This window comes from Rheinheimera texasensis (assembly GCF_964031785.1).
Lineage (GTDB): Bacteria > Pseudomonadota > Gammaproteobacteria > Enterobacterales > Alteromonadaceae > Pararheinheimera > Pararheinheimera texasensis_A.
Genome location: NZ_CAXIRE010000021.1, coordinates 396,628 through 416,948, shown reverse-complemented (window position 1 = coordinate 416,948; position 20,321 = coordinate 396,628). Strand labels below are relative to the sequence as shown.

The following is a 20,321-nucleotide window of genomic DNA, read 5'->3' as shown; positions in this document are numbered from 1 at the left end:
ACTGTCATTTAAAAAGGAAAACGGCAAACTCAGATGGGAATGCCGTTTTTTTTGCCGCAAAATCTGGTGGTGATGGGGGGCTGCGAACTATCACAGCCGCAGCAGCGAATTCTGCTCATAAGACAATGGCGATGGCACATAGTCGTCGGCCTGTTCGTCATTGCGCCAGTCGTTGTGACCTAAGCGATAGCGGAATTGATAGCTGCTGTCTTTTGGCAGTGTCAGCGTCAGGCTGAAATCGCCATTTTTCTGCTTTTTCATTGCATTGTCCTGCCAGTCGTTAAATTCTCCGACCAGCACCACTGATTCGGCTGTGGCTGCCTGTTCTGCCGGCACGACAAACGTCACTTTACAGGCCGGTTTGGTCTTCAGGTATTGCTTGCTGATTGCCATGATGTCACTCCGTTATGCTAAGAAATCCTCGAACACCGCAAGGTCTGCGGGCGTTAAGCGCTGCAGCAAAACTAGCATAGTCTGTTTGACAACAACATGACACCGGACCGTAAACGCTACTGAAAACGTATGCGTCAAGTTCGCAGCTGATGTCGTTGATCACCTGGATCCCTTGTCGGGCAGCGGCCTGGTGCAAACAGCGCCGAAATGACGGGCATGCAGTTACTGCAGCTGAAATTTTTCGTTTTGTCTGCCATCAGTTACTGGATAAAAAAACGGGCGCTCAATGAGCACCCGTTTTTATCAAACAGAATAGCTGCGGTTTAACACTCGATAATATTGACTGCCAAACCACCGCGCGAGGTTTCTTTGTATTTGCTTTGCATATCGCGGCCGGTGTCCCACATGGTTTTAATGACTTTATCCAACGACACTTTATGCTCACCGGTACCACGCAGCGCCAGCCGCGAGGCGTTGATGGCTTTCACGGCACCCATCGCATTCCGCTCAATACAAGGCACCTGCACCAGGCCACCAACCGGATCGCAGGTCAGGCCTAAATTGTGCTCCATACCGATTTCGGCAGCGTTTTCGACGTTATCAACCGAGCCACCAAGAATTTCGGTTAAAGCGCCGGCGGCCATTGAACAGGCCACACCGACTTCACCCTGACAGCCAACTTCTGCGCCGGAAATCGAGGCGTTTTTCTTGTACAAAATGCCGATAGCTGCTGCGGTTAACAAATAGCGGGTGTAGATATCCGGGGTTACTGGCTGGATAAATTTGTCGTAGTACATCAGCACGGCCGGAATAATCCCGGCGGCACCGTTGGTTGGCGCAGTGACGACACGCCCACCGGCGGCGTTTTCTTCATTAACGGCGAGCGCAAACAAATTGACCCAGTCCATGACCTGCAGCGGATCTGAGCTTTTTTCCGCGCAAAGGCGGCGATACAACGCCGGGGCACGGCGTTTTACTTTGAGACCACCAGGTAAAATACCTTCGGTTTTCATGCCGCGTTGCACGCAGTTGTACATGGTTTGCCAAATCAGGCCCAGTTCGGTTTCGATTTGGCTTTCGCTGCGCAGCACTTTTTCGTTTTCCATCATCAGTGCGGCAATCGACAAGCCATTTTCTTTGCAGAGTTTCAGCAATTCAGCGCCGCTGTTAAACGGAAACGGCGGTGGATTGTCGGCGGCAAACTGGCTGGCAGCTTTTTTCTCGTTGGCAAAGTCTTCGGCTTTGACGATAAAACCGCCACCAATCGAGAAGTAGATTTCGCTGAACACAATTTCTTTGTTGGCATCAAAGGCAATCAGCTCCATGCCGTTGCTGTGTTCTTTTAACGTCTTGCGCCGGTGAAACACAATGGCGCCTTCCCGCGGGAAGCTGACTACATGGCCGGACGCTAAAGTAATTTGTTCCTGTTCATCCACTTGTTTCAGGATGCCCGGCACCAGATCAGGGTCGCAGTTTTCCGGTAAGTAACCACAGAGGCCCAAAATTACTGCTTTGCCGGTGCCGTGGCCAATGCCGGTCTGGCCTAAAGAGCCATAAAGTTCGGTTTTAATACTGGCGACGTCGCCAAGCCGGCCGCTGGCGGCAAGGTTCTCGGTGAATAACTTGGCGGCACGCATTGGGCCTACAGTGTGTGAGCTGGATGGGCCTATGCCGATACTGAACATGTCAAAAGCGCTGATAATCATAGGGTGGTCTTATTTGCCTTATTAGAATGAGCGAGATTGTACCGGATGTGCCGGCATTGTGTAACTGATGCTGTCACTGGTCAGTGCTGCTTACAAAATGGGAGTGATACAGCGCCTTGTTGCTAAGCAGCTAAGTGATTAACGTGAAGGTGCTGCCACTTGTTGTGCCAGTAAATATAATATTTCGGCGCTGGCGCCCCAAATTAAATGCTGCTGCCACGGGATAAAATGCAGGCGTTGTTGCTGTCCCCGCAGCGGCCAGACCTCGGTTTGCCGGCGCCTGGCGGACAAAGCTTCATGCAAAGGCAGCAACAACACAGAATCAACTTCGTCCTGTTGCAGCTGCAGCGCTGGCAGCTGGTCTAATATACCGAGCCAGGGCTGGACAATAAAACCGGTCGAGGTGTTAATGGCCGGCAACTGACCAAGCAAGCGGACCCTTGTCGGGGCGATGCCGGTTTCTTCATAGGCTTCGCGCAGCGCCGCAGCTGCACTGCTTTCGCCGGCTTCAATCCGGCCGCCCGGAAAGCTGAGCTGACCGGGATGATGGCGCAGATGCAAAGCCCGGCGAGTCATTAACAAGGTCCATTCACCATCGTGGCGAAACAGTGGCAGTAGCACAGCCGCGTTGGGTAATGCTGCTGTTTTTTGCTGCGGCGGCGCCTGCAGCAGATAGCGGCTGAGCCATAAATCGGTCCGATAACTACTCATCTGTTGCTGATGTCCGCACTTTGCAGCACCGGCAGAATTTTACCGACTTTGTCGTACGTTTCCTGATACTCGGCTTCGCCTTGCGAATCGGCGACAATGCCACCGCCGGCCCAGCAATAAATCTGCTGATCGGCAACTATCAGGGTACGGATGGCAATATTAGTATCCATATGGCCATGTTGGCTGATGTAACCAATAGCGCCGCAATAAACGCTGCGCCGGTGTGGCTCCAGCTCTTCAATGATTTGCATGGCCCGCACTTTCGGTGCGCCGGTGATAGAACCGCCCGGAAATGCTGCGCGCAGCGCGTCAATCGGCTGATATTGCGCGTCCAGCTCGCCGGTGACAGTGCTGACCAGATGATGCACGGCCGGGAAAGATTCAATGGCAAATAACGCCGGCACCCGCACTGTGCCAGGCCGGCAGACTTTGCCCAGGTCATTGCGCAACAAATCCACAATCATCACGTTCTCAGCGCGGTCTTTTGGTGATTGCTGCAAAAGTGCGGCACTTTGTGCGTCCTGTACCGGGTCGGCAAATCGCGGGCGGGTGCCTTTAATCGGTTTGGTTTCAACCTGAGTGTTTTTCACTTCGATAAAACGTTCCGGTGAAATTGACAGCACAGCCGCATCTGGCAGCCGGATAAAAGCCGAAAACGGCGCCTGATTGCTACGCCGCAGTTGCAGATAAGCGGCAAAAGCATCACCGCTAAAGCCGGCGCTGAAACGTTGTGCCAGATTAATCTGGTAACAATCACCGCTTTGCAGATACGCCTGAATGTGCTCGAATTTTTGCAGATATTGACTGCGGCTCATATTGGCCTGCCAGTCGCTGGTCAGTTTAAAAGCGGTGCCGGATTGGGTTGCTGCCGTCGATGGTTCAAACTGTGCCAAGTAGCCGGCAGCTGTTGTTTCCGCCGCGCCGTTGCAATCAACAAACCACAGCTGCTGCAGCTGTTTATCCAGCACCAGCGCTTGACTGTACAGGCCTACGGCCAAATCTGGCAGCTTGATATCGGCACTGGCCTGTACCGGCAATGTTTCGACGACCCGGCCAAGGTCATAACCAAAGTAACCAACAGCACCGCCGGTAAAAGGTAACGGGCTGGCCTCGGTTGGCAGGGCTGGCAGCAGCTGTTGCTGTAACGCTTTGAGTAATAAAAAAGGATCAGCGTCCTGCTGTTGTTCAGACCAAAGTCCGTCTGCGGCTATTTGGTGTACAGTGCATTGACGGCCAACAGCAGTCAGCGTCGCCAGCGGCCGGCATACCAGAATGTCATAACGGCTGTTTGGATGCTCAGGCGCGGCGGAATCGAGCAACATGGCAAAAGGCTCTGCGGCAACCGCCTGAAAATAACCGGTTAAATCGGCGATGTTTGACGCGACAAGACTTTGTACAGACATGACAAAAAACTCAAACAATAAGCGGCGGCTTTGGGCACAGAACCGATGAATTCAGCATGAACTGACTAGCCGCCTCGACAGGATGCGCGTTATGATAGCAGCCCTGCTTAAAATGAGAAGCAGTGCCAGACCAGGCAAGGGTCAGGCGCTGTATAAATACCCTGGCAGCCAGCACACTGACTGCCTGTAACCACGCAGAAGGGCACCCTATGACGGTTATTCGCCAGCAAGACTTTATCGACAGCATCGAAGATGCGTTGCAATACATCTCTTATTATCATCCGCTGGATTTTATTCAGGCCCTGGAAAAGGCTTATCACAAAGAGCAGAATCCGGCCGCCAAAGACGCCATCGCGCAAATTCTGATTAACTCGCGGATGTCGGCACAAGGCCACCGGCCTATCTGTCAGGATACTGGCATCGTGACCTGCTTCGTCAGTATCGGTATGGACGTCAAGTGGGACAAAACCGACATGACAGTGCAGGAAATGGTCGACGAAGGCACGCGTCGTGCCTACATGAACCCATTGAACCCGCTGCGTGCTTCTATCGTGATGGACCCGGCCGGTTCACGCAAAAACACCAAAGACAATACGCCGGCTGTGGTACATATCAACATGGTGGCTGGCCATCATGTTGAAGTGGCCATTGCCGCCAAAGGCGGTGGTAGCGAAAACAAAACCAAAATGGTGATGTTAAACCCATCTGACTCAGTGGTTGAGTGGGTACTGGAAACTTTACCAAAAATGGGCGCTGGCTGGTGTCCGCCAGGCATGCTCGGTATCGGCATTGGTGGTACCGCAGAAAAAGCTGCAGTGCTGGCCAAAGAAGCGCTGATGGAGCCTGTCGACATTCAGGACCTGCTGGAAAAAGGTGCAGAGACTGGTGAAGAAAAACTGCGGGTTGAACTGTACGAAAAAGTGAACAAACTCGGGATCGGCGCCCAGGGCCTTGGCGGTTTAACTACAGTGGTTGACGTCAAAATCAAATCAGCGCCAACTCATGCGGCGTCCAAGCCGGTAGTGATGATCCCAAACTGTGCCGCGACCCGTCACGTGCATTTTCATTTAGATGGCTCAGGCCCGGCGCATTTGCAAGTACCAAAACTGGAAGACTGGCCACAAGTGACCTGGGAACTGGGGCAAAACGTGCGCCGCGTTAACCTTGATACAGTCACACCTGCTGATGTTCTGGAATGGAAAGCCGGTGAAACTGTGTTGCTGTCCGGCAAGATGCTGACCGGCCGCGACGCTGCGCATAAACGTATTGCCGACATGCTGGCAAAAGGTGAAGCGCTGCCAGATGGTGTCGACTTCAAAAACCGCTTTATTTATTACGTTGGTCCGGTTGATGCGGTTGGTGATGAAGTGGTTGGCCCGGCAGGCCCAACCACCGCGACGCGGATGGATAAATTTACCGACATGATGTTGGGCCAGACTGGCCTGTTAGGCATGATCGGCAAATCCGAACGTGGTGATAAAACAGTCGCCAGCATTAAAGAGCACAAAGCTGTGTATTTAATGGCGGTTGGCGGCGCAGCCTATCTGGTGTCTAAAGCCATCAAAAAATCCCGCGTGGTTGCTTTTGCCGATTTAGGCATGGAAGCGATTTACGAATTTGATGTCGAAGATATGCCGGTGACAGTTGCTGTCGACAGTCAGGGCAATAATGTCCATGACCAGGGCCCGGCGATTTGGAAAGTTAAAATCGCTGAGGCAGCAAAAGCCTGATAATCTTTTTAAAATCAACGCGCCGGCTCTCGGCGCGTTTTTACAATAAAAACAATATATAAATCCAATTTGCGACAACGGAGTAACCAGATGAAAGCTTGGGGAATTCTGGTCAGTGCACTGCTGATGGCAGCAGGGGCGCAGGCGAAAACTAATTTAACCATCGAACACTTAAATAAACTGAACAAAATTTACGACGTGCAAGTGTCACCGGATGGCCGTTTTGTCGTCTATGGCCAAAAAAACGGTGGTCTGGCACCCGCGGATACGACAGCTGATTTGTACCTGCTCGATGTGCAGGATGGCAATAAAGTGCGCCGGCTGACTGAAAGCGCCGGTCGTGAACACGATGTGCGTTTTAGTGCAGACGGCACGGCTTTGTACTTTCTGGCTGATCGCTCCGGTTCCAGCCAGCTGTGGCGTTTGCCACTGAGCGGCGGCGAAGCACGGCAGGTGACTGACTTGCCATTGGATGTGCAGAGTTACATGGTGTCCGGTGATGACAAAAAAGTTGTGCTGACGCTGGATGTAAAACCTGGCTGCAAAGATTTAGCCTGCACTGTGGCCCACAACAAAACCACGGCTGAGAAAAAAGACAGCGCGACAGCCTACGATTCATTGATGGTCCGGCACTGGGACACCTGGGAAGATGGCCTGAAAAACCACTTCTTTGTCGCAGATCTTGGTGAAACAGCAATTAAAGATGCCAAAGACTTAATGCCGGAATGGGACACAGACGTAGCCGGTACAGGCGAAGCGGCTTTTACGCCAGACGGCAAAAATCTGGTATTCAGCGCCAAAATCCCGGCGGCAGACCAAAGCTGGCACAGCAATTTTGACATTTTCCAGGTATCGCTCAATGGCGGTCAGAAAATCAATCTGACCAAAGATAATCCGGCCTGGGATGCCAAGCCGCAGTTCTCCGGCGACGGCCGTTACATGGCATACCTTGCGATGAAAAAACCAGTGTATGAAGCCGATCGTTTTGGCCTCATTTTATTGGATTTAGTCACCGGTGAGCGTAAAGAGCTGGCGCCGCAGTGGGACCGTTCAATTGAAGATTTTGTTTTTGCACCGGATAACCGCACTGTTTATGCCACAGCACAGGATTTAGGCCAAAAGGGCATTTTTGCTATTGATCACGCCTTTGGCGAAGTCACAAAAGTGTACAGTAACGGCAGCGCCGGTGATGTTGCGGTGCGTGGCAGCAATGTGTTTTTCACCAATCATCAGCTCAATGCTCCGGCGGATATTTATCAGCTGAAAAATACCGGCGGTGAAGCCTATCCGCTGACCCAGGCGAATGCGCTGACACTCAAAGACATTCAGCTGGCTGAATTTGAGCAATTCAGCTTCCCGGGCGCCAATGATGAAACTGTCTATGGCTACTGGATGAAACCCTGGAACTTTGAGGCCGGTAAAAAGTACCCAATCGCTTTTATCGTGCATGGTGGCCCGCAAGGCAGCTTCGGCAACATGTTTAACACCCGCTGGAATGCGCAGTTATGGGCGGCGCAGGGATATGGCGTGGTGATGATTGATTTCCACGGTTCGACTGGTTATGGCCAGGCGTTCACCGATTCAATTGCCCGCGACTGGGGCGGTAAACCGCTGGAGGACCTGAAAAAAGGTCTGGCTTTTGTCACTGAACAGCAGCCTTGGCTGGACAAAGACAATGCCTGTGCCTTAGGCGCGTCTTACGGTGGTTTTATGATGAACTGGGTCGCCGGCAACTGGAACGACGGTTTTAAATGTCTGGTCACCCACGCAGGCTTGTTTGATATGCCAAGTTTCTACGGCAGTACTGAAGAGCTGTGGTTCCCTGAGCATGATATGGGCGGTCCAGTCTGGGATAAATCTGCTGATTATCAAAAGTTTAATCCGGCAGCTTTTGTCGATAACTGGAAAACGCCGATGTTGGTCATTCACGGTCTGAAAGACTACCGGGTGCCTTATGCGCAGGGTTTAGGTGCCTTTACCACCTTACAACGTAAAGGTATTCCATCCCGGCTGGTGATTTTCCCGGATGAAAACCACTGGATCCTGAAACCGGCCAATGCTGAGCGTTGGTACAATGAAATTTTCAGCTGGATGAAACAACACACGGCCAAATAGTCAGCTTTTTTTGCAGTAAAAGCCCGCCTTGTGCGGGCTTTGTTGTTTTTATGCCCAGTGTTGGTGCGTAAATCGGAAATAAGTTACAAATGATTGCACTGAAGTTGCATTTAGAGGGCGCTTGTATACTCTATTAGCTGGATATGTTTCACCTCTCGAAACAAGCCCTGACATAAGGATATGTGGATATGCGTTTCACCACGAAAATCAGGCTGATTAGCCTTGTCACTGCGTTATTCCCGCTGATAGTTGCCACCTTCATCGTCACTTTGCTCGCCAGGACTGAATTGTTCAGTCAGGCCGAAGCCAAGCTCACCGCCGTACGGGAAATCAAACAACGCCAAATCGAAGCCATGTTCGGTGATTTTGCCGCCGGTTTACAGACCATCAGTGCTGTAGTCAAAGCCGATTTGAATCCAACTCAGCCACTAGCGTTACATGAATCATTGCAAGCCATTGGCAAAGAGCTGGGGTTTTATGATGTGTTTGTGATAGCCCCTGATGGAATGGTGATTTATAGCGCCGCGCGGGAAGCTGATTTCCAGACCAATCTGATAAACGGGCCTTATGCCGATTCAAACCTTGCCAAAGTATTTCAGCGCGCCCGTGCGCATTCAGAACAGCCGGCACTGGAAGATTTTCAACCTTATGCGCCGTCAAAAGGCGAGCCGGCGGCTTTTATGGCAAGAAGCCTGCTGCTGGATAACCAGCAGTATGTGGTGGCTGTCCAGTTGTCTATCGACAAGATCAATGCCGTGATGCAGGTGCGTGAAGGCATGGGGCAGACTGGTGAAAGTTATCTGGTCGGCCCGGATTTACGCATGCGCTCGGATTCTTACCTGGACCCGAAAAACCGCACTGTGCGAGCGTCATTTGCCGGCGCCGTGGTTACTCACGGTGTGGATACGGCTGCAAGTAAAGCGGCGCTACAGGGCCAGTCCGGGCTGCGTTACATTGATGATTACAATGGCAATCCGGTGGTGTCGGCTTATGCACCGGTTGATGTTTTTGGTTTGCAATGGGCCTTACTGGCCGAAGTGGACGTGGCTGAAATTGCGGCACCGGCGCAGCGCATGCTGTGGATTGGTCTTGCGGTGATTGCAGTCGCTATTGCTGCGGCGGTACTGGTCGCGCGTCTGGTTACGGGTTTTGTACTGAATCCGTTGGGTGGTGAACCCGCCGAGATGGTGCATTTAACCAGCGTCATCGCCAAAGGCGATTTAACTATGTCGCTGCAGGCAAAAACTGCGTCCAGTCTGATGGGCTGGCTTAGCCGGATGCAGCAACAGCTACGGCAAATTGTCAGTCAGCTGGTGGGGGTCGGTCAGGCGCTGGAAATGGCTGCGGCGCAAAATTCAGCCGCTATTACGCAGGCGGATGGCAGTCTGCAATTGCAGGCGCGCGAAACCGAGATGCTGGCGACGGCAGTGGAGGAAATGAGTTACGCCGCCGCAGAGATTGGCAATAACACAGTGAAAGCCTCTGATGAAGTTAATGGTTGTCAGCACAGTGCGACTGAGCTCAATCAGACTATCCAGCATGTCAGCCAATGTCTGGACCAGACGCTTTCTGCATTCAGCCAGATGCGTGGTCAGGTTGGTCAGCTTGATCAGGACAGCCAGAAAATTGCATCAGTTGTTGCGGTGATCACGGCCATTGCTGATCAAACCAATCTGCTGGCGTTAAATGCAGCCATCGAAGCCGCCCGCGCCGGCGAACAAGGCCGTGGTTTTGCTGTGGTTGCTGATGAAGTGCGTCAGCTCGCCGGCAAAGTGCAGCTGGCGACGCGTGACATTGCTCAGGTGATCCAGGGCATTTTGCACATCTCGGCCAGTTTGTCCGGCAGCAGCGACGATTGTGCACAAATTGCCGATGCGGCTAAAACCGAAGCAGAGCAAATGTTGGGGCAGGTCAGTCAAATTAATCTGCGGCTGATGTCGTTAAAAGGGTTGATGGCGCAAACCGCCACAGCTGCTGAAGAACAGACCAGCGTCAGTGCGACCTTAGCGCGCAGTGTGTCGAGTTTAAGCGCAGCTGCGGAAGAGAACAGCACCGCCATCAGCGAAGTGGCGCATAATACGCAAAGTCTGCTTGGCCTTGCCAACGAACTAGGCCTGACGGTAGGGCAGTTTAAAGTATGAAGATGAACAGTTTTGCTGCGGTGCAGCAGCATTGTCTGGCTCAGGCGGTCAGTTGCGAAGATTTTCCGTTTGGGCCGGATATTTATGTCTACAAAACCCATGGCAAAGTCTTCGCCATCTTAACGGAAAAAGATGGCATCGCGCGCGTTAACCTCAAAGCGGACCCGACTGAAGCCCTGATGCTGCGGCAACTGTTCAGCGCCGTGACGCCGGGTTATCACATGAATAAAAAACACTGGAATACGCTACTGCTGGATGGCTCAGTACCGGATGCAGAAGTGAAGCGTCAGATAGAGCAGTCCTGGCAGCTGGTGCAGCCAAAGCTGCGGCGGGCACGTGCTGAGCCCAAGACTTAGTCTTTTTTCAAGTAAAGTTGCTGGCGGATAAACAGCTGTTCAATCTCAGTGCGGGCCCATGGCGTTTTGCGCAAAAACTTCAGGCTGGAACTGACGCTGGGGTCTTTGGTGAAACAATTCAGTTTCACCAGCTTTGCCAGACCACTAAAGCCGCCATTGTGGGCCAGCAATAGCTCAAGAATTTGTTGCAGGGTAAAACCGTGTAACGGATTTTTCGGTTGGGCGGGTTGCATTATTGTCCTTTCACCGGCGCTGTGACCGCAGGTTGAGTGCTTTCAGCGGGCTGCTGAACCGGGATTTGCGGACGCTGTCCGACGGGCGCAAATAACGAGCGCCAGACACCGCCAAGTTTTTCATCTTCACTGCCGATGGCCAGGCTGGAGCCTGGTAACAGCGGGCTTGGTGAGGCCAAACCTTCGATTTTTAAACCGTCAATTTGCCAGTAAATCCGGCTTTCCCGGATAAGTTGCAGCGGCTCAGCGGCTTGCGGGTCGACTAAAGCAACCTGATAGATAAAAGAACTGAACGGACCGGCAGGGCCTGCTTCACGCACCGCGCTGGCCCACAATACATTCGATTCAAGATAGAGATCGGCGATATCGCGTTGATAAGGCTCAGCATGATCAGGTTGTGGTGCCAATACGGTCAAGCGGGCGGTCGACCATTGAATTTGTCCGGCTGCGATATCAAATTCGCCATACACCAGACTACCGCGTTTTTGCTCGCCACCGCGTTCACCCAGCACCAGCAAATAACGGTTTGCGGCTTTTTGCGCACAGGCCAGACCTTCAAACTGATCACCCTGTTGTTGCGGGCCATTGTCCGCTGTGACGGGCAACGGATAACTGGCGAGCACACGGGCATAGCTGGTCTGCAGCACCTGAATATGGAACAAACGCCCAAATTCACCTTGCCAGCTACCGGATTCGGCAATTAAAAATTCGTTTGGCCGGCCGGGTAAAGCGCAAACACTTTCCAAATCATTTGACATTTGCGCTTCCGGCCAGTTGCTGACGGTCAGCGGCTGGAAGCGGGGCGCTTTATCCGCATAGATCTGCAGGACACCTAAGCGTTCGCCCGGATTGGAGATTTTTTTATCCTGCACCGTCAGATAACGGTCGGTATCCATTTGGGCCATACCGCTGATCCCGGGCAGTGCGGGCTGAGGCTGAGACCGGCTTAAGGTGAACCAACGCGGATCCAGCGGCTGTTGAAACAGCAGTGGTGCCATCTTCAGAAAATGTCTGGCATTGACTTCACACTGCACGTTATCCGGGTAATGTTGCTTCCAGGGGTCGTTGACCAGATACAAGGTTTGACCATGCACCGCCACGCCTTCCAGCGCGGTCTGTACCACACGTTCATACACCGGGCATAAACCGGAGTTATCAGTACTGACATAAAACTGCAGTGGCTGCACAAAAGGTTTGACTCTGTTAGTTAAATCAAACACCCAAAGTTCGTCATCGTTACGGGCGGCAGCGATCAGATACCCCGGATGGCCCGGCACCGGGCTTGGCATGAAATCGAGGTCGTTAATCGGATGGCCACGGTCATCCAGCTCGGGCAAGGTCAGATTGGCATCTATCACTTTGACAAAGTTATCGCGGGTCCAGAAATCGGCGGTCAGACGGGTCTTAAAGATAGCTGGCAGGCCGGCCATGTTTTTCTCAAGGCCCAGATACAAGTTCTGATGATCATCAATGGCCAGGCCTTCGATACCATCATTGGGTAAGTTGCCGACATTGGCCTCGGCCGGGAACTGCACAGGCCGCACCGCGGTAATTTCCGCGCGGGTCAATGCAGCATCTGTGCTGATCTTCAGCAATAAAGTCGGGTAGGCGGTCGAATTGGTCTGAGCGAATTTACGCGCACAGACCGGGCTCAGTTGCGCCCTGCTGGCGTCTTCCGTCACTGTGATTAAGGTCTGTGCATCCAGCCGGTCCCAGGTCAGGGCTTCTAAATCCGGTGAATTGGCCAGGTAGTCACCAAAACAGCTTTTACGGACCGCATCCGACAAAGTGATAGGAATAGGGGCTGTAACAAAGCGGCCTGTGGCTGGATTGATGCGGAAAATCTTCATCCGAAGCTCAGGTGCCGCACTCTGATCGCCAAGACTCAGTAGCTCGTCATTGCGCCAGGTGAGACCAGAGGTTTGCGGATCGGCCAGGGTTTCACCCTGCAGATCAGTCAGCCACTGGCCTGTTAAAGCCTGACTGGCCAGCGCCGGGGTGGCTGCAATCAGAATGAACCCAATACAACTCAGGGATTTACGTAACAAATTCATGGTGCTCTCAACAGTGCGGCGGTGGGAATTACCGCAGGCGGCTCTGACAACAAAGCGGCTAATCTAGCAGAAATTCAGCTGACGGCATACAGCAGGGGGTGAAGATCCTGAGAGCTGCGACGAAAGTTGCAGGAATTCAGCAATCAGCTGAAAAAACAAACCCCGGGCTGAGGCCGGGGTTTGGTCGACGAAGTGTCATTGCCGCGGGTTATCAATAACCTTGTTCGTGCACGTCTCTGACCGCACGGCCAGATGGGTCGGTCAGCTGTGCCATTTTGGCATCCCAGGCCAGCGCTTCCGGGGTGGAACAGGCCACAGACTTACCGCCAGGTACACAGGCAATAGCTGCCGGGTGCGGGAAGTGCTCTTCAAAGATAGTGCGGTACAAATAACCTTCTTTAGTGTCCGGCGTATTGACCGGGAAGCGGAAGCTGGCGGTGGCCATCTGCTGGTCCGACACTTCTTTTTCAGCGAAGGCTTTTAAGCTGTCAATCCAGCTGTAACCAACACCATCGGAGAACTGCTCTTTTTGCCGCCACAAGATTTCATTCGGCAACAGACCGTCAAAAGCTTCACGCAAAATGTGTTTTTCCATTTTGCCGCCACCGCACATCTTGGCTTGCGGGTTCAGGCGCATCGCCACGTCCATAAAGTGTTTGTCAAGGAATGGCACGCGTGCTTCAATACCCCAGGCCGACATCGCTTTGTTGGCGCGGTTACAGTCAAACATATGTAACCGGTCGAGTTTACGCAGCGTTTCTTCATGGAATTCTTTGGCATTCGGTGCTTTGTGGAAATACAGGTAACCACCGAAAATTTCGTCTGAGCCTTCGCCCGACAACACCATCTTGATACCCATGGCTTTGATTTTGCGCGCCATCAGATACATAGGTGTAGAAGCACGGATAGTGGTGACATCATAAGTCTCGAGGAAATACACCACGTCACGCAGTGAATCTATACCTTCCTGCACGGTAAAATGCACTTCGTGGTGCACGGTACCAATAGAGTCGGCGACAGTGCGGGCCGCCTTTAAATCCGGCGAGCCTTGTAAACCTACCGCAAAAGAGTGCAAACGCGGCCACCAGGCTTCAGAAGCGCCGTCATCTTCCACCCGGTTACGGGCGAATTGTTGAGTGATAGCCGAAATCAGACTCGAATCCAGACCGCCGGATAACAACACGCCGTATGGCACGTCGGACATCAGGTGACTTTTCACCGACTGTTCCAGCGCAGCTTTTAATTCACCTAAATCAGCCGGATTGTCTTTGACGGCGTCATAACTCATCCAGCTGCGCTGATAATATTTCACCAGCTTGCCGACTTTAGAGTCGAAATAATGTCCCGGCGGGAATTCCTGCATTTGTTTACAAACCGGTACCAGCGCTTTTAATTCCGACGCCACATACAGCTGACCGTGTTCGTCATAGCCGTAATACAACGGGATGATACCGATATGGTCACGGGCAATCAGGTAACGCTGCTGCTCAGCGTCATACAGAATAAACGCAAACATGCCTTGCAGCTGGTCGACAAATTCTGCGCCATGCTCAAGATACAACGGCAGAATCACTTCACAGTCTGATTTGGTCTGGAACTGATAGTCGACCGTTAAATTTTTCTCTAAATTCTTGTGATTATAAATCTCACCATTCACTGCCAGAATGTGATTTCGATTTGGGTTAATCAGCGGCTGCGCACCGTTCTCAGTATCTACAATTGCCAGACGTTCATGGACGAGGATGGCATTATTATCATTCCAGACCCCAGACCAGTCAGGACCGCGGTGGCGTAATAACTTAGATAACTGTAGCGCCTGCTGACGCAACGCTTTAACATCAGTTTTGATGTCAAGCACCCCAAATATCGAACACATGGTAAAAACTCCGTATTGGTTAATCCGAAAAAAATCATTTCATTTGGCAGTATGTACGTTTAGACGTACTTGCTTGACTCTGCCACTCTGGGCAGAAATTGCAAGCGCTTTTTGGCCTAATTTGCAAAGTAACCGCGGCCGGAGCCTTTCAGTGGTGCGGTCAAATCGATGATAACTGTAAAAAATCAACGTTTTGTGCCGCCGGAGCACTGGGATGCGCAAATTCTGCGCAATCACCCGGCTTATCATCTGCTTTGCGCCTTGCTGCCGTTAGCACAGCAAAGCGACTTTCCGTCAGTCGAAATGCTGACGGCCTGGAGTCAGGCGCTGCAGCCCACGCATCCGGTCAGGTTCATTGATGCGTCGGTGCTTGATACCGATCCACGTTATTACGAAGTTTATATTGCTGAGACTTCGGCGGTGCCGACGCGCAGTCAGAATTGGCATGACTTATTTGGCGCGCTTGTCTGGCTGTTGTTTCCGCAAAGCAAAGCGGCGCTCAATCGCCGTCATCTCGCTGAAATTGCGCAACATGGCAACAAAAACCGCTCGCCGCTGCGCCATCAGCTGACATTATTTGATGAATGCGGCTTGTTGTTATTACATCGCGCTGAGTTAGCGCAGGTACCGGCACAGCTGCGCCAGCATCAGTGGACAGAAGTCTTTCTGCGGCAACGGCTGGATTGGGAGCAGGGGCTGTGGCCCTGGGTGTTTGGTCATGCCAATTTTGAGATGCTGACCCGGCCTTTTATCGGCCTGACGGCGAAACTCTGGCCATTGCAGGTGCCAGCTGATTTTGAAAATTGGCCATTGCATCAACAAGTTGATTTCGTTGATACTGCGTTAAGTAAACAAATTGCAGTTTTCTCGTTAACTGAATTTCGCGACCAGATGAGTCCGTTACCGCTGCTCGGTATCCCGGGCTGGTCTCATCAGGCACAGACGGAACAGTTTTATCAGGACCAGAATTACTTCCGGCCAAAACGAGTCACGCCGCAGCCCTGATTTTATGTAAGTCCAAGGAAGTTCAACCGATGATTGAGATCCGCCAGCTGGCGAAAGCTTTTGCGCTCGAAAAAGGCCAAAAGCTCAGCGAAGCCGAATTACAGGATGTCCGTTATACCGGACGCAGTTTTTGTTCCGTCCGCGATGTCAGCTTCAGCTGCGCCCAGGGCGAAGTGTTGGGTTTGTTGGGCCCCAATGGCGCCGGTAAAACCACCACGCTGCGGATGTTGTCCACCGCGTTAAAACCCGATGCCGGCTCCATTTTGCTTGGCAATGAAGACGTGCTGAAGGACCCGGTGCTGGCCCGGCGCAAAATCGGCTTTTTATCCAGTAGCACAGGCTTATATGGCCGCCTGACCGCCTTTGAAAATGTGGCTTATTTCGCCCGTTTACATGGCATGAGTGAAGTCGCATTGCGTGAGCGTATTGATGAGCTGTTTACTATGTTGGATATGCATAGTTTTGCCAGCCGCCGCGCTGAACTGATGTCATCGGGCATGAAACAAAAAACCGCGATCGCCCGCGCAGTGGTGCACTCCCCGGCGCTGGTGGTGCTGGATGAGCCTACCACCGGGCTTGATATCATGACTACGCAAACCGTGCTGGACTTTATTCGTGGCCTGAAAGCAGCGGGAACGCCGGTGATTTTTTCCACTCATCACCTTGATGAAGTCAGCAGTCTGTGTGACCGGGTAGTGGTGATTAATCAGGGGATCAGTGCTTTTGATGACAGCCTGAGTGCGTTTTCAAGTCTCAGCAGCAACGGCGATTTACGCGAAGCATTTATGGCAGTGATTAAAGGGGAGGCAAAGTCATGTGGCAAGTCTATGTAAAGGAGCTGCTGGAACTGAGCCGCGACCGTAAAACGCTGATGTTTGTGATTTTGCTGCCGATCCTCATTTTTCCGGTCATTTTTGGTTTGATTGGCCTGGTGGCCGCTAATGTGACCGCCAGTAAACAAGCCGAAGAACACCGTTATGTGATTATTCACGCTGAGCGGGCGCCGGCTTTTGCTGAGAAACTGTTTTATCACAAGAATTTTAAGCAGGTCAGTACAGAGCTGACTGAACCTGAAGCGCTGCGTCAGGCCGTGCGCGATGGCAAGTTTGACCTTGCAGTCGTGATCCCGGCTGATTTTGACGCCAGTTCGCCGACGTTGGCGCAAAGCCAGTGGACTGTGATTTACAACACGGCGCCAGTGCTGGATTTAGTGGGCAATTATCTGAAAGATCTGGTGAAAGACTACAGCCGGCAGTTACAGCTGGCGCGACTGGAAGCGGTGGGTATCACCGGTGATCAGGTTGATGCCGTGCTGGAACCGGTCAAAATCAATAAAATCTCCAGTGCGGAAAATCGCGAGGATCTCGGCGAAAAACTCGGCGGCTGGATAGCCTATTTGCTGGTGCCTTTGTGTTTTATGGGTTGCTCTTACCCGGCCATTGATATCGGTGCCGGCGAAAAAGAACGCGGCACTTTAGAGACCTTATTAATTTGTCCGATCAGCCGGACCAATCTGGTGTTGGGTAAGTTTATGACGGTGCTGAGTACCGGCCTTGCCACGGCGCTCATTACCGTATTGAGTTTTGGCGGCTGGGGTTATCTGATTGGCTCGCTGGCCGGCGTTGACGTCATTGCCAAAGCAATGTCAGCTTTGGGGTTAACCGACCTACTGCTGATTTTGGCGATGCTTGTTCCGCTGACGATGATTTTTGCCAGCGTGTTGTTGTCGCTGTCGATTTACGCCCGCAGTTTTAAAGAGGCGCAGAATTATATCGGCCCTATGAGTATTCTGGTGTTTGTGCCGCTGGCACTGGCATTGCTGCCCGGCGTGGAGCTGACCTGGAAAACTGCGCTGATCCCGATGACTAATATCTCGCTTTGTATCAAAGAGTTGGTAAAAGGCACTATCGATATGGGCATTCTGAGCCTGGTGATCGCGTCGACTGTGGTGCTGGCAGCTGTGCTGATCGCAGTGTGTGTGCACTGGTTCCAGCGCGAGAAGGTATTGTTTCGTTGATCACCGCACTGCTGGCAGAAAACCCGTATGGCGCAGCGGTGTTAAGCGCCGGTCAGTTGCAGGCGGCCGGTGTCAGCGTCGCGCAGTTCAGTCTGTGGCTGCAAGCTGAGCTGTCAGCATTGCAGCAGTTTAAACTGTGCTGGCTGGCGCTTAATGAGCACGAAACGGCCTTTATTGCTCCGGCACTGGCGCACGGATTTCACTATCATCATGTGCAGGACAACACGCTGACACTGGTGAAACGGCTGCATGCTGATGCTTATTTACCGCTGGCCGCTACGCATAGCATTGGTGTGGGGGCTGCGGTGTTTAATGCACTGGGGCAGATTTTACTGGTACAGGAAATTCCGCTGCCGGGCAAAAAGCCCGGTTACTTTAAGTTGCCGGGTGGCATGGTGGAAACCAAAGAACATTTTGTTGCCGCGCTGGAACGGGAAGTGCTGGAAGAGACCGGTGTCACTGCGACGTTTCAGGGCTGGTTCGCGATGCGACATCATCATCAGGGCCAGTTTGGCGCTTCCAATCTTTATATTGTCGCGCGGCTTTTTAGCGAGCAAACGCATGTGGCACCTGACTATAAAGAAATAGCCGCTGCAGCCTGGTTTGATCCGCAGCAGTTTTTACTGGATCCCAAAGCGCATCCTTATAACAAATTGCTGGTAGAAGCGGCCTTGGATAGTCCGCTGTGGCAAGCCCGAGAATTGCCGGAATATCAGGCCGGGTCTTTGGGTTTTGAGCTGTTTCAGGCCTGCAAAAAATAGATCCTGTTAAGATCCAGCGGCTTAGCAACTTCTGCGGATTTATGCTTGAAAAATGAACAAGGCTTAGGCAGGATTTGATATCCCTACAGCCAACAGGAGTCGGACCTATGACCTCAGAGTTCGTCAAGAAAATCCATCTGGAAACTGCGCAGCGGTATCAGGCGCAAGGCTATAACCGGGACGCGTTAATTTCGCATTTTCGCAAAGTGGCACTGGACGCCGATGAAATCAATGAATTGTTAGACGCTTTGGAACAACAGCCCTGGGCTGAGCAACCTTTTCGTGCCCGTCGTTAAATCGTCATGCTGTGAATGATGCTGCGCTGCAGCATCACAAAAAAACCGCCTTCCGGCGGTTTTTTGTTCTCTGACTCAAGGCGAAAGCCGGTGTTACTGCACACGGCTCGCCCACAAGTCGTATTCATCTGCTTCTTCAACCACAGCTTTCACCACATCACCCGGTTTTAAGCTGGTTTCACCGTTTAAGTAGACGGCGCCGTCAATTTCCGGCGCATCAGCAAAACTGCGGCCAATGGCACCTTCGTCATCGACTTCGTCGATCAGCACGTCGATAGTGCGGCCGATTTTTGCTTGCAGGCGGGCAGCACTGATTTTTTGCTGGGTCGCCATAAAGCGGTGGTAACGGTCTTCTTTGACTTCTTCCGGTACCGGATCTGGCAGTTCGTTGGCTTTTGCGCCTTCAACCGGGCTGTATTTAAAGCAGCCAACGCGATCAAGCTGGGCTTCTTCGAGGAAATTCAGCAGCTCCTGGAATTCTTCTTCTGTTTCACCCGGGAAACCAACAATAAAAGTTGAGCGGATAGTCAGCTCAGGGCAAATCTCGCGCCATTTTTTGATGCGCTCTAAAGTACGCTCGGCCTGGCCTGGTCTTTTCATCAGCTTCAGAATACGCGGGCTGGCGTGCTGGAACGGGATGTCCAGATAAGGTAATAACTTGCCTGCGGCCATCAGTGGGATCACATCGTCGACATGCGGGTAAGGGTAGACATAATGCAGACGTACCCAAATGCCCATATCAGACAAGGCTTCACACAAAGACTGCATCGAAGTTTTCACCGGCGCACCATTCCAGAAGCCGGTGCGGTGTTTCACATCGACGCCATAAGCGCTGGTGTCCTGAGAAATCACCAGCAGCTCTTTGACGCCGGCATTTTTCAGACGCTGTGCTTCGTCCAGCACTTCGCCGATTGGACGGCTGACTAAATCACCGCGCATCGACGGAATAATGCAGAAGGTACAACGATGGTTACAGCCTTCAGAAATTTTTAAATAGGCGTAATGCTTAGGTGTCAGCTTGACGCCGGTATCCGGTACCAGCTGCAAAAACGGGTCGTATTTAGGTTTTGGCACGAACTGGTGCACTTGTTCCAGCACGTTTTCATACGCATGCGGGCCTGTGATGCCCAGTACATTTGGGTGCACTTCACGAATTTCATCTTCGCGGGCGCCGAGGCATCCGGTCACAATGACTTTGCCATTTTCTGCCAGCGCTTCGCCGATAGTATCCAGCGATTCCTGCACCGCACTGTCGATAAAACCACAGGTATTGACAATCACCAGTTCGGCGTCGTCGTAGCTCGGGACTATGTTGTAGCCTTCGATTTTGAGCTGCGTCAGGATGCGCTCAGAATCCACCAGGTTCTTGGGACAGCCCAGACTGACAAAACCTACTTTGGGTTGCGACATGTTTGATTATACCTTGGCAAAAATGGGGGCGTATTTTAAACCAGAACCAACACTGCCGACCAGCAGCATTTTAGTTGCGTGATTATTTTTCCTGCACAGACATAAAAATAGTAC

The 20,321-nt window shown here is 52.2% G+C and carries 17 protein-coding genes; 9 read left to right on the top strand and 8 right to left on the bottom strand.

What is annotated here, in order from left to right:
• Nucleotides 1-90: 90 nt before the first annotated feature.
• The 4 genes from ABNT34_RS13410 to pabB form a co-directional block, all read right to left on the bottom strand.
• Nucleotides 91-393, bottom strand: coding sequence for an isoamylase early set domain-containing protein (locus tag ABNT34_RS13410; RefSeq protein WP_348732438.1), 303 nt, complete (start codon nucleotides 391-393; stop codon nucleotides 91-93).
• A 323-nt stretch (nucleotides 394-716) separates the two neighbouring features.
• A complete protein-coding gene (locus ABNT34_RS13405) occupies nucleotides 717-2,099 on the bottom strand; it encodes an L-serine ammonia-lyase (protein ID WP_348732436.1) in 1,383 nt (460 codons plus the stop codon).
• A gap of 138 nt (nucleotides 2,100-2,237) precedes the next feature.
• Nucleotides 2,238-2,810: a CoA pyrophosphatase gene (locus ABNT34_RS13400; RefSeq protein ID WP_348732434.1), complete on the bottom strand. Its 573-nt coding sequence runs from the start codon at nucleotides 2,808-2,810 to the stop codon at nucleotides 2,238-2,240.
• On the bottom strand, nucleotides 2,807-4,213 hold the full coding sequence (gene pabB, locus ABNT34_RS13395; protein ID WP_348732432.1) for an aminodeoxychorismate synthase component I: 1,407 nt from the start codon (nucleotides 4,211-4,213) through the stop codon (nucleotides 2,807-2,809). The genes ABNT34_RS13400 and pabB overlap by 4 nt, the downstream gene beginning before the upstream one ends.
• 209 nt (nucleotides 4,214-4,422) lie before the next feature.
• On the opposite strand from pabB, the gene ABNT34_RS13390 reads away from it, so the two are divergent.
• The 4 genes from ABNT34_RS13390 (at nucleotide 4,423) to ABNT34_RS13375 (ending at nucleotide 10,555) form a co-directional block, all read left to right on the top strand.
• Nucleotides 4,423-5,943 carry a fumarate hydratase gene (locus ABNT34_RS13390; RefSeq protein WP_348732430.1) on the top strand — a complete coding sequence of 507 codons (1,521 nt, stop codon included), beginning with the start codon at nucleotides 4,423-4,425 and terminating at the stop codon, nucleotides 5,941-5,943.
• Nucleotides 5,944-6,033: 90 nt separating this feature from the next.
• On the top strand, nucleotides 6,034-8,058 hold the full coding sequence (locus tag ABNT34_RS13385; RefSeq protein ID WP_348732428.1) for a S9 family peptidase: 2,025 nt from the start codon (nucleotides 6,034-6,036) through the stop codon (nucleotides 8,056-8,058).
• Nucleotides 8,059-8,246: 188 nt separating this feature from the next.
• On the top strand, nucleotides 8,247-10,199 hold the full coding sequence (locus ABNT34_RS13380) for a methyl-accepting chemotaxis protein (protein ID WP_348732426.1): 1,953 nt from the start codon (nucleotides 8,247-8,249) through the stop codon (nucleotides 10,197-10,199).
• Between the two features lie 2 nt (nucleotides 10,200-10,201).
• Nucleotides 10,202-10,555: an MmcQ/YjbR family DNA-binding protein gene (locus ABNT34_RS13375; RefSeq protein ID WP_348732424.1), complete on the top strand. Its 354-nt coding sequence runs from the start codon at nucleotides 10,202-10,204 to the stop codon at nucleotides 10,553-10,555.
• On the opposite strand, the gene ABNT34_RS13370 is transcribed toward ABNT34_RS13375, so the two are convergent.
• From ABNT34_RS13370 to asnB, 3 genes are all read right to left on the bottom strand, one after another.
• A complete protein-coding gene (locus tag ABNT34_RS13370; RefSeq protein ID WP_348732422.1) occupies nucleotides 10,552-10,788 on the bottom strand; it encodes a VF530 family DNA-binding protein in 237 nt (78 codons plus the stop codon). The two genes, ABNT34_RS13375 and ABNT34_RS13370, sit on opposite strands and share 4 nt — an antisense overlap.
• Nucleotides 10,788-12,842, bottom strand: coding sequence for a hypothetical protein (locus ABNT34_RS13365; protein ID WP_348732420.1), 2,055 nt, complete (start codon nucleotides 12,840-12,842; stop codon nucleotides 10,788-10,790). Before ABNT34_RS13365 ends, ABNT34_RS13370 begins: the two co-directional genes overlap by 1 nt.
• A gap of 211 nt (nucleotides 12,843-13,053) precedes the next feature.
• A complete protein-coding gene (gene asnB / locus ABNT34_RS13360; RefSeq protein WP_348732418.1) occupies nucleotides 13,054-14,718 on the bottom strand; it encodes an asparagine synthase B in 1,665 nt (554 codons plus the stop codon).
• A 168-nt stretch (nucleotides 14,719-14,886) separates the two neighbouring features.
• Here asnB and ABNT34_RS13355 point away from each other — a divergent pair, with 168 nt between their 5' ends.
• From ABNT34_RS13355 to ABNT34_RS13335, 5 genes are all read left to right on the top strand, one after another.
• A complete protein-coding gene (locus ABNT34_RS13355) occupies nucleotides 14,887-15,723 on the top strand; it encodes a DUF3025 domain-containing protein (RefSeq protein ID WP_348732416.1) in 837 nt (278 codons plus the stop codon).
• A 29-nt stretch (nucleotides 15,724-15,752) separates the two neighbouring features.
• Nucleotides 15,753-16,556: an ATP-binding cassette domain-containing protein gene (locus ABNT34_RS13350; RefSeq protein WP_348732414.1), complete on the top strand. Its 804-nt coding sequence runs from the start codon at nucleotides 15,753-15,755 to the stop codon at nucleotides 16,554-16,556.
• Nucleotides 16,538-17,740 carry an ABC transporter permease gene (locus ABNT34_RS13345; protein ID WP_348732412.1) on the top strand — a complete coding sequence of 401 codons (1,203 nt, stop codon included), beginning with the start codon at nucleotides 16,538-16,540 and terminating at the stop codon, nucleotides 17,738-17,740. Before ABNT34_RS13350 ends, ABNT34_RS13345 begins: the two co-directional genes overlap by 19 nt.
• Nucleotides 17,737-18,501, top strand: coding sequence for an NUDIX domain-containing protein (locus tag ABNT34_RS13340; protein ID WP_348732410.1), 765 nt, complete (start codon nucleotides 17,737-17,739; stop codon nucleotides 18,499-18,501). The genes ABNT34_RS13345 and ABNT34_RS13340 overlap by 4 nt, the downstream gene beginning before the upstream one ends.
• Nucleotides 18,502-18,608: 107 nt before the next feature.
• Nucleotides 18,609-18,797, top strand: a complete 189-nt coding sequence (locus ABNT34_RS13335) for a hypothetical protein (RefSeq protein WP_208931155.1) — start codon at nucleotides 18,609-18,611, stop codon at nucleotides 18,795-18,797.
• A 93-nt stretch (nucleotides 18,798-18,890) separates the two neighbouring features.
• Here ABNT34_RS13335 and rimO read toward each other — a convergent pair whose 3' ends face one another.
• Nucleotides 18,891-20,207 carry a 30S ribosomal protein S12 methylthiotransferase RimO gene (rimO, locus tag ABNT34_RS13330; protein ID WP_348732408.1) on the bottom strand — a complete coding sequence of 439 codons (1,317 nt, stop codon included), beginning with the start codon at nucleotides 20,205-20,207 and terminating at the stop codon, nucleotides 18,891-18,893.
• Between the last annotated feature and the right edge of the window lie 114 nt (nucleotides 20,208-20,321).

Bases quoted from the DNA above. Each gene is read 5' to 3' on its own strand.
- ABNT34_RS13410 (WP_348732438.1), bottom strand. From the start codon at position 393: ATGGCAATCAGCAAGCAATACCTGAAGACCAAACCGGCCTGTAAAGTG.
- ABNT34_RS13405 (WP_348732436.1), bottom strand. From the start codon at position 2,099: ATGATTATCAGCGCTTTTGACATGTTCAGTATCGGCATAGGCCCATCC.
- ABNT34_RS13400 (WP_348732434.1), bottom strand. From the start codon at position 2,810: ATGAGTAGTTATCGGACCGATTTATGGCTCAGCCGCTATCTGCTGCAG.
- pabB (WP_348732432.1), bottom strand. From the start codon at position 4,213: ATGTCTGTACAAAGTCTTGTCGCGTCAAACATCGCCGATTTAACCGGT.
- ABNT34_RS13390 (WP_348732430.1), top strand. From the start codon at position 4,423: ATGACGGTTATTCGCCAGCAAGACTTTATCGACAGCATCGAAGATGCG.
- ABNT34_RS13385 (WP_348732428.1), top strand. From the start codon at position 6,034: ATGAAAGCTTGGGGAATTCTGGTCAGTGCACTGCTGATGGCAGCAGGG.
- ABNT34_RS13380 (WP_348732426.1), top strand. From the start codon at position 8,247: ATGCGTTTCACCACGAAAATCAGGCTGATTAGCCTTGTCACTGCGTTA.
- ABNT34_RS13375 (WP_348732424.1), top strand. From the start codon at position 10,202: ATGAACAGTTTTGCTGCGGTGCAGCAGCATTGTCTGGCTCAGGCGGTC.
- ABNT34_RS13370 (WP_348732422.1), bottom strand. From the start codon at position 10,788: ATGCAACCCGCCCAACCGAAAAATCCGTTACACGGTTTTACCCTGCAA.
- ABNT34_RS13365 (WP_348732420.1), bottom strand. From the start codon at position 12,842: ATGAATTTGTTACGTAAATCCCTGAGTTGTATTGGGTTCATTCTGATT.
- asnB (WP_348732418.1), bottom strand. From the start codon at position 14,718: ATGTGTTCGATATTTGGGGTGCTTGACATCAAAACTGATGTTAAAGCG.
- ABNT34_RS13355 (WP_348732416.1), top strand. From the start codon at position 14,887: ATGATAACTGTAAAAAATCAACGTTTTGTGCCGCCGGAGCACTGGGAT.
- ABNT34_RS13350 (WP_348732414.1), top strand. From the start codon at position 15,753: ATGATTGAGATCCGCCAGCTGGCGAAAGCTTTTGCGCTCGAAAAAGGC.
- ABNT34_RS13345 (WP_348732412.1), top strand. From the start codon at position 16,538: ATGTGGCAAGTCTATGTAAAGGAGCTGCTGGAACTGAGCCGCGACCGT.
- ABNT34_RS13335 (WP_208931155.1), top strand. From the start codon at position 18,609: ATGACCTCAGAGTTCGTCAAGAAAATCCATCTGGAAACTGCGCAGCGG.
- rimO (WP_348732408.1), bottom strand. From the start codon at position 20,207: ATGTCGCAACCCAAAGTAGGTTTTGTCAGTCTGGGCTGTCCCAAGAAC.